Source organism: Methylobacterium sp. B1 (assembly GCF_000333255.1).
In the GTDB taxonomy this organism is placed as follows: domain Bacteria; phylum Pseudomonadota; class Alphaproteobacteria; order Rhizobiales; family Beijerinckiaceae; genus Methylobacterium; species Methylobacterium fujisawaense.
Genome location: NZ_BACT01000819.1, coordinates 1 through 7,665 on the forward strand (window position 1 = coordinate 1; position 7,665 = coordinate 7,665).

The window sequence follows — 7,665 nt, forward strand, 5'->3', positions numbered from 1 at the left end:
CGCCATGTCCGCCGGACGATCAGCGCGACCCTGCCGGCCCGCGCGCCGAACCTCTTCTTTCCTGGACATCCCCTCGCGGGACGCCGCCCAGTTCCGCGAGTTCCTGGCGCGCGCCGCCCCGAACGGGAAGATCGAGGACGTGCCGATGATGCGCGGCCGGATCGTCGCCCTGAACGGCGTGCCGGCCAGCAAGATCCGGCCCCCGGAGGATGCCGCCTGGGTGCTCGACGGCGACCGGGGCATCACCTACGCCGACACGGTGCCGGAGGGCTCGAGCCTCACCGAAGGCGCGTGGTGGAGCGCCGAGCAGGGCGCCAAGCCGCTGGTCTCCTTCGAGGCCGACCTCGCCCGCCAGCTCGGCCTCAAGCTCGGCGACACCGTGACGGTGAACGTGCTCGGCCGCGACCTCACCGCGACGATCTTCAACCTGCGCCGGGTGGAGTGGCGCAATCTCGGCATCAACTTCGTGATGGTGTTCTCGCCGGGGACCTTCCGCGGCGCGCCGCATTCCGACCTCGCCACGCTGACGCTGCCGGGCGGCACCGACGCGGCCGCCGAGAACCACATCCTGCGCGACGTCGCCAAGACCTTCCCGTCGGTGAGCGCCGTGCGGGTCAAGGACGCGCTCGACGCGATCGGCGACCTCGTCGGCCGGCTGGTCCTGGCGATCCGCGGGGCGAGCGCCGTGGCGGTCCTGGCGAGCCTGTTCGTGCTGGCCGGCGCCATCGCGGCCGGGCACCGGGCACGACTCTACGACGCCGTCGTGCTAAAGGTGCTGGGCGCGCGCCGGTCGCGGCTACTCGCCGCCTACGCCCTCGAATACGCCGCCCTGGGCCTCACCACGGCCCTGTTCGGCCTCATGGCCGGGATGCTCGCAGGGTGGGTGATCGTCGCCAAGGTCATGCACCTCGACTTTCGCCTCGACCTGTCGGGCGCGCTGGTGGCGGCGACGGCCGCCGTCGCGCTGGCGATTCTCCTCGGGCTCGCCGGCACCTGGCGGATCCTGGGGCAGAAGCCGGCGCCGTATCTGCGGCAGATCTGAGGAGCGCCTCCCGGTCCCGGGAGGACCGCCCGGGCGCTCAGACCCGGCGGGCCGCCGTCAGCGCCAGAATGTCCACCAGGGCCGTCGCACGACGGGCACCTCGCGATAGCCGCTTCCCGAAAAGCCGTGCTGGAACGCCCCGGGCGCACTCTCCGCGACGTCCGCAGGCCAGGGGAACGGCTTGGAGCCGCCGAGCAGGAGGTTCTCGACCAGGAAATCGAGACACCGCGCCTGATACTCGGCTCCGTGCGTCGCGAGCATCGGCTCCGCGCACAGGGCCGACACGACGCGGTATGTCTCGCCGTGCCGCTCAAATCCGACCCGGTAGACGCCGTGGCCGGTCCAGCTCCGGTGGAAGCAGAGATCGAGTCCGTCGAGATAGATGAACCACTTGTCTTCCATCACCTCCGGACGCAGCCCCTTCGCCAGCTCCGCGAATTGCGCGGGGTCGAAGGCCGCGCGATAGGGGATCGGGGACATCGCCGCGAAGGGCAGGCGCTTCCAATCCTCCGGCTTCGCCGTCGCCCGCATCGCCATGTTTCCGGGGTCTCCAGCCTTTGCCGCCGGCGGCGTCAGCCCTCGGCCGGTTCCGAGCCGACCATCCCGAGGACCGCCTCGCCGAAGCGTCGGCGCGCCGCCGGATCGAGCTGGCGGAGATGGACCTTCACCAGAGCCAGGAGCCGCTCCGTCTCCCAATCGATCGCCGGCCGCGTGGCAGGGCCGCACCGATCCGGCTGGTAGAACGCCTCGATCGGAAGATCGAGGGACTGCGCGATTCGAATGAGGGCTTGGGACGACGCAGTGTCCGCTTTCGCGCCGGCAATCATGCGCAGACGTTCGAGCCCGTTCTCATCCATGACCGACCCTCGAACATCTCCAGGAAGGCGCAAATCGACCCACAGCACCGCGGAGTGCCCGACCGCAACTTTATCCGCAAGTGAACTCTTTGTCATTTGTGTGATATATTGGTACGGAGAAAGACGTTCGGGCTCCGGCCGACCAGAGGACCAACCGTCATGGGCATTACCGTCATCGATGGCTACGGGGAGGATACGGAGCGTCTCCGTGCCGCCCTCGAAGCCTCGTGCGTCGTGGGTGCCTGGGAATGGGACCATGTCGGCGGCCGTGTCGTCTACGATGAGGGCGCGGCCATGTTGCTGACCGGCACCCCCGACCTCGCCAATCGCCCGATCAGCGGACCGATGGCACTGGCCGCGGTGCATCCGCAGGACATGACCTGGCTGATGGACCACATGCTCCGGGCCGTCCGGTCCGGTGGACTGGTGCTGGCCGAGTACCGCGTGTTCAAGACGGACGGCTCCGTGCGATGGCTCCTAAGCCGCGGACGGACGCATCGGGACGCGGCCGGCCAGCCGGTCCGCTCGCACGGGATCCTGATGGACATCACGGAGATCCGCGACGGCGGCGATCGCTACGTCCTGGGCAGGCCTCCTTCGGGGGGCGCCCCGCTGGAGCGCGCGGCCGACCTGGCGATCGCGCTCAAGGAGACGCTCACCGACGATATGCCGGCCGAGGTGCAGGTCGCCGCCGAGCTGATGCTGCTGAGCCTGGGCCGCGCCTTCGCCCGCAGGGCCGCGCACTGAGCCCTGGACGTCCGGTCCGCCGGAACCCTGCGGACGGGTGGCGGCCGGCCCGCGCCGGACAAACCGGCGCGGGCGCCGCCGCGGGTGACATCAGGAAACCGTTAAGACTGCTCGCACGGCTATCGAAACACCTGCATCCCGGCAACCGTCAGTCGAAAGACACGGTTTGCAGCAGGAAATGCATTTTAATCCCTGCCCGGATGGACAAAAATACATCCTCCGGACACGGAAAACCCGGGCCGCAACCGTGGCCGGGGACTTGTGTCCAGGACGCGGGCGCAACATATTCCTGACCGAGGCGCCAGCCTGGCGCCAGAGGTCCTGCGTGGGCCTCGCCCGAACACCACGCTGAGAGAGCCTCCGCAAGGAAACTCCCATGGCATTCGAGAATAGCCCCTTCCGGTACGGCGCCCAGCAGCCGACCGGCTACGCCGGCACCCAGGTCGAAGTCGACCAGGGCCTGCGCACCTTCATGCTCGGCGTCTACAATAACATGGTCGTCGGGCTTGGCATCTCGGGTCTCGTCGCGCTCGGCCTGAACATGGCCTCCGTGGCGGCCTACCAGGGCACCCGCCCGATCCTGACCCCGTTCGGTCAGACCCTCTATCTCAGCCCGCTGAAGTGGGTCCTGATGCTCGCCCCGCTGGCGTTCATCTTCGTCTTCTCCATGCGGATGGACCGGATGTCGGCCTCTTCCGCGCGGACGATGTTCTTCGCCTTCGCGGCGGTGATGGGCGCCTCGATGTCTTCGCTCCTGCTGGTCTTCACCGGTGGCAGCGTGGTCCAGGTGTTCTTCATCACGGCGGCGGCCTTCGGCTCGCTCAGCCTCTGGGGCTACACCACGAAGCGTAGCCTCTCGGGCATGGGCTCGTTCCTGATGATGGGCCTGATCGGCATCATCCTCGCGTCGCTGGTGAACATCTTCTTCGCCTCGTCGGCCCTCCAGTTCGCCATCTCGGTGCTGGGCGTGCTGATCTTCGCGGGGCTGACCGCCTACGACACGCAGAAGCTCAAGGAGATGTATCTCTACGGCGGCTTCGACGGTGAGATGGCGGCCAAGATGTCGGTGAACGGCGCCCTGACCCTCTATCTCGACTTCATCAACATGTTCCAGTTCCTGCTGAGCCTGATCGGCGACCGCCGCTAAGCCGCAAGAACCGACCGTTGACAGAAACCCCGGCGGGCAACCGCCGGGGTTTCTTTTTGCCTCGCCGCACCGACCGGATGCGCTAAGCTCGGGCCATGCCTGCGCTCTCCGGCCTTTCCGGCCTCTCCGCCTTCCCGATCACCCCGAGCGACGCCGACGGTCGGGTCGATGCCGGAGCCCTGCAACGCCTGCTGGAGCCCCTCGTGGCCGCCGGAGTCGATTCGATCGGCCTGCTCGGCAGCACCGGGACCTACGCGTATCTGAGCCGCGACGAGCGCCGCCGGGCGGTGGCGATCGCCCGCGAGGCTGTGGGCGGCCGGGTACCGCTCCTGGTCGGCATCGGCGCCCTGCGCACCGACGAGGCCATCCGCCTCGCGCAGGACGCACGGGCGGCCGGCGCGGATGCGGGGCTGCTCGCCCCCGTCTCCTACACGCCGCTGACCGAGGCCGAGGTCGAGGCGCACTTCGCAGCCGTGGCGGAGGCGGGCGGATTACCCCTCGTCCTCTACGACAACCCCGCGACCACGCATTTCCGCTTCACGCCGGCGCTGATCGGCCGGCTCGCCCGCCGTCCCGGGATCGTGGCCGCCAAATGCGCCGCGCCGGCCCCGGCCGACGCCGCGGCCGGTGTCGCCGCCCTGCAGGCAACCGTCCCGGCGGGCTTCCACCTCGGCTTCAGCGGCGACTGGAACGCGACCGAGGCGCTGATCGCCGGCGGCACGGCATGGTACAGCGTGGCGGGCGGCCTGTTCCCCCGGACCTGCCGCGCGATCGTCCGGGCCGTGGAGGCCGGCGACACGGACCGGGCGCGCACCCTGAACGCGGAACTGGAGCCGCTCTGGACGCTGTTCCGGACCCATTCCAGCCTGCGGGTGGTCTACGCCTTGGCCGATATCCTGGGCCTGTGCCGCGCCGAGCCGCCGCGGCCGATCCGTCCCCTACCGCCGGAGGTCGTGGCCGAGATCGCCGCGACCGTCCGGCAGATGCCCCTGTCCTGAGGGGCGGAGCGGGATGCCGTGCGGGGTCAGACCGCCGGTCAGACCGCCTGTCAGACCGCCTTGGGCGCCGGCTCCAGCACGGCGATGACCCGGGCGAGTTCCGAGCCGCGCTTCAGGATCTGGCCGCTCGCGGCGATGACCGCGTAGGCCCCCTGGCGGCGGGCAAGCTTGGGATCCTTCTCAATCCGGTAGAGCGGCATCTCGGAGGCGCGGCGGTAGATCGAGAACACCGCCCGGTCGCGGCGGAAGTCGAGGGCGTAGTCGCGCCATTCGCCCGCGGCCACCTGCCGGCCATAGAGGTTGAAGATCGTGCGCAGCTCATCCCGGTTGAAGGCGACCTGTGGAGGAGCCGCGCGGGCGGGGAAGGGAATGACATGCCCCGCCGCCTCGTCGGGCCTCGGCCCGGCGCTCGTCCTTTCGGTCATCACCACTCCCGTGCATCGTTCCTTTGCCGGATGATGGGCTTCGCCGCAGCGGCCCGCAAGGGTGGCGGCCGCCCCGCGCCGTGACCTGCGAGACACGCCCAAGCGACAAAAAACATGGTTTGGCCAGATTCGCGCCTTTTGCAGGCCGCGTTGCCGCGCGACAACAGACGTCGAACCTCGCCGGGTCCTGCCCGGCCGGCGCCCGACACCCAGCTCCCCAGCCATCGGCCGCCGTTCGGGATCCCAGGATCCGGCACTCCGAGGTTTCGAGACCCAAGACTTCAGGCCGCCCCTCCGGGCGGCCTTTTTTCTGTTTCCCGTTGGGCCCGGGAAGCGGGTATGCCACCGGCATCATGGGCCCGCCCGCCTTCGACGACGCCTTCCTGCACGACCTCGACGCGCTGTTCGCGTGGCGCCGCGACGTGCGCCGGTTCCGGACGGATCCGGTGGACGAGGCGTGCCTGCGCACCTGCCTGACGGCGGCCCACCGGGCGCCGTCGGTCGGCAACAGCCGGCCCTGGCGCTTCGTGCGCGTCTCGGATCCGGCGCGGCGCCGCGCGGTGTCGGACAACTTCTCCGGCTGCAACGCCGCCGCGGCCGCAGGCTACGATGCGGACCGCGCCGCCCGGTATCGCGGCCTCAAGCTCGCCGGCCTGCGGGAGGCGCCGGTCCATCTGGCCGTCTTCTGCGACGCGGCGACCGAGACCGGCCTCGGGCTCGGACGGGCCAGCATGCCGGAGACCCTGGCCTATTCGGTGGTGGGGGCGGTGCAGTGCTTCTGGCTCGCCGCCCGGGCGCGCGGCCTCGGCGTCGGCTGGGTCTCGATCCTGGAGCCGCAGACCGTCTCGGCGATCCTGGCGGTGCCGGAGACGTGGCGGCTCGTGGCCTATCTCTGCGTCGGACACCCGGTGGAGGAGCATCTCGACCCGGAGCTGGAGCGCCACGGCTGGCAGCCCGAGGACAAGCGGGGCAGCACGCTCTACGAGCGCTGAAGGGCGGCCCAGCGGCCCCGCCGCGCCCCCGCGCCGTCGATCGTGGTTGCTCTTTTACCGTGCCTCACGGATGCGGCACGCTGACCCCACATCAACCATAGCTATTCTTGGAACGGTAAGCTCGGCCGCGGATTACTTGCCCGCGTCAACTCTTGCTTGTCGAGGATCGTAGTGATGTCGGGTCGGGTGGCGGCTGTATTCGGTTTGGCCGGCGCGATGCTGGCCGGTTGTCTTCAAACGGCGCAGGCGCGCGAGGTCGTGCCGTTCCAGAACGGTGTCGCGCCGGGCTCGGTGGTGATCAGCGTGTCGCAGCGCAAGCTCTATCTCGTGAACGGCGACGGCACGGCGATCCGCTACCCCGTGGCGGTGGGCCGGCCCGGCAAGCAGTGGTTCGGCACGAAGCCGATCGACGGCAAGTACGTCGCCCCCGCCTGGTCGCCCCCCGCGGAGGTGAAGCGCGACAACCCGCGCCTGCCGAACCTCATCGCGGGCGGCTCGCCGCACAATCCGATGGGTGCGGCGGCCATGACCCTCGCGGGCGGCGAATACGCGATCCACGGCACCAACCGGCCGAGTTCGGTGGGCACCTACGCGTCCTATGGCTGCATCCGGATGTACAATCAGGACGTGGTCGACCTCTACGCGCGGGTCGATGTCGGCACGCAGGTCTACATGACCCACTGAGGCCCGCGGGCCTCAGTCGGCCGGCGGGGCGGTCGCCTCGACGGCCGTGAACGTCTCCAGGATCCGGTAGGTGTGCGCGGCGCCCGCCGGCACGCAGTAGGAATCGCCCGGAGCGAGGGCGAGGGTCTCGCCCTCCAGGACGAGCTCCGCCCGGCCGCTGACCACGTAGCCGACGGTCTCGTAGGCCGATTTGGTCATCGGCTTGTCGGCGTTCGGCTCCTCCGCCCGCCACATCCGCATCCCGAGCCGCTCGCCGCGGGCCAGGCCGATCAGACCGACCCTGATCCGTTGCCCTGCCTGCATGCCGCGCCCCCGGCTCTCCGGGGCGACGCCGAGACCCGCCGCACCCGACTTCTGGCCTCCCCCGGCACCGCCGGTCCCAGCGCGCCACCCTACACCCCGCAGGTCGTGCGTGGCTGGACCGGCCGCGCGCCGCGCTCCGGAGGACGCGGGCGGCCACCGGGACCGGGGCCCGCGGTCCGGACTGTGGTCGTGGCTGTGGTCGCGGCGGTCGCATGCGACGGATCGCGCCGCCGATCCGCCGCCCGGAAGCCCGGATTCGTATTAATTCCGCCACACTGTTGTGGCCCTGCACCAGTCATGCCGTTCCTGAGACGCCCACGGACAGAGGAAGGCTCCACGCCGGCACCCGAGAGGGCCGGCGACGGGGCTGGCCAAGACGTGGCTCAAGTCGCTGGCCAGCAGGCCGCGGACCAGCGGGACGCGGGTATGCCCGCGGGTTCGGACGCGCCCCCGCCGTCCGGGACGCCCCT

General features: G+C 70.3%; 9 protein-coding genes and 1 pseudogene. 6 read left to right on the forward strand and 4 right to left on the reverse strand.

The genetic code is table 11. The features are described from left to right. Positions 1–1,042: pseudogene (locus I53_RS23580) on the forward strand (ABC transporter permease); the annotation flags it as partial. Between the two features lie 57 nt (positions 1,043–1,099). Here the strand turns inward: I53_RS23580 and I53_RS30605 are convergent. Continuing rightward, complete coding sequence (locus tag I53_RS30605; protein WP_051045036.1) at positions 1,100–1,579, reverse strand: hypothetical protein; 480 nt, start codon at positions 1,577–1,579, stop codon at positions 1,100–1,102. A 35-nt stretch (positions 1,580–1,614) separates the two neighbouring features. Further along, a complete protein-coding gene (locus I53_RS23590) occupies positions 1,615–1,899 on the reverse strand; it encodes a hypothetical protein (protein WP_043355304.1) in 285 nt (94 codons plus the stop codon). A 159-nt stretch (positions 1,900–2,058) separates the two neighbouring features. Between I53_RS23590 and I53_RS23595 the strand changes: the two genes are divergently transcribed. From I53_RS23595 to I53_RS23605, 3 genes are all read left to right on the forward strand, one after another. Next, positions 2,059–2,646: a PAS domain-containing protein gene (locus I53_RS23595; RefSeq protein WP_043355306.1), complete on the forward strand. Its 588-nt coding sequence runs from the start codon at positions 2,059–2,061 to the stop codon at positions 2,644–2,646. Positions 2,647–3,022: 376 nt separating this feature from the next. Further along, positions 3,023–3,793 carry a Bax inhibitor-1/YccA family protein gene (locus I53_RS23600; protein ID WP_043355307.1) on the forward strand — a complete coding sequence of 257 codons (771 nt, stop codon included), beginning with the start codon at positions 3,023–3,025 and terminating at the stop codon, positions 3,791–3,793. 95 nt (positions 3,794–3,888) lie between these two features. Next, the gene (locus tag I53_RS23605; protein WP_043355308.1) at positions 3,889–4,791 is read left to right on the forward strand and encodes a dihydrodipicolinate synthase family protein; all 903 of its coding nucleotides are present in this window, start codon (positions 3,889–3,891) and stop codon (positions 4,789–4,791) included. Positions 4,792–4,841: 50 nt separating this feature from the next. Here the strand turns inward: I53_RS23605 and I53_RS23610 are convergent, their stop codons facing one another. Then, complete coding sequence (locus tag I53_RS23610; RefSeq protein ID WP_043355313.1) at positions 4,842–5,216, reverse strand: DUF2794 domain-containing protein; 375 nt, start codon at positions 5,214–5,216, stop codon at positions 4,842–4,844. 353 nt (positions 5,217–5,569) lie between these two features. Here I53_RS23610 and bluB point away from each other — a divergent pair, with 353 nt between their 5' ends. Next, the gene (bluB, locus tag I53_RS23615; protein ID WP_043355309.1) at positions 5,570–6,208 is read left to right on the forward strand and encodes a 5,6-dimethylbenzimidazole synthase; all 639 of its coding nucleotides are present in this window, start codon (positions 5,570–5,572) and stop codon (positions 6,206–6,208) included. 174 nt (positions 6,209–6,382) lie between these two features. Then, on the forward strand, positions 6,383–6,892 hold the full coding sequence (locus I53_RS23620; RefSeq protein WP_043355310.1) for a L,D-transpeptidase: 510 nt from the start codon (positions 6,383–6,385) through the stop codon (positions 6,890–6,892). Between the two features lie 12 nt (positions 6,893–6,904). Here the strand turns inward: I53_RS23620 and I53_RS23625 are convergent, their stop codons facing one another. Next, positions 6,905–7,195 carry a cupin domain-containing protein gene (locus I53_RS23625; protein WP_043355311.1) on the reverse strand — a complete coding sequence of 97 codons (291 nt, stop codon included), beginning with the start codon at positions 7,193–7,195 and terminating at the stop codon, positions 6,905–6,907. Positions 7,196–7,665 lie beyond the last annotated feature (470 nt).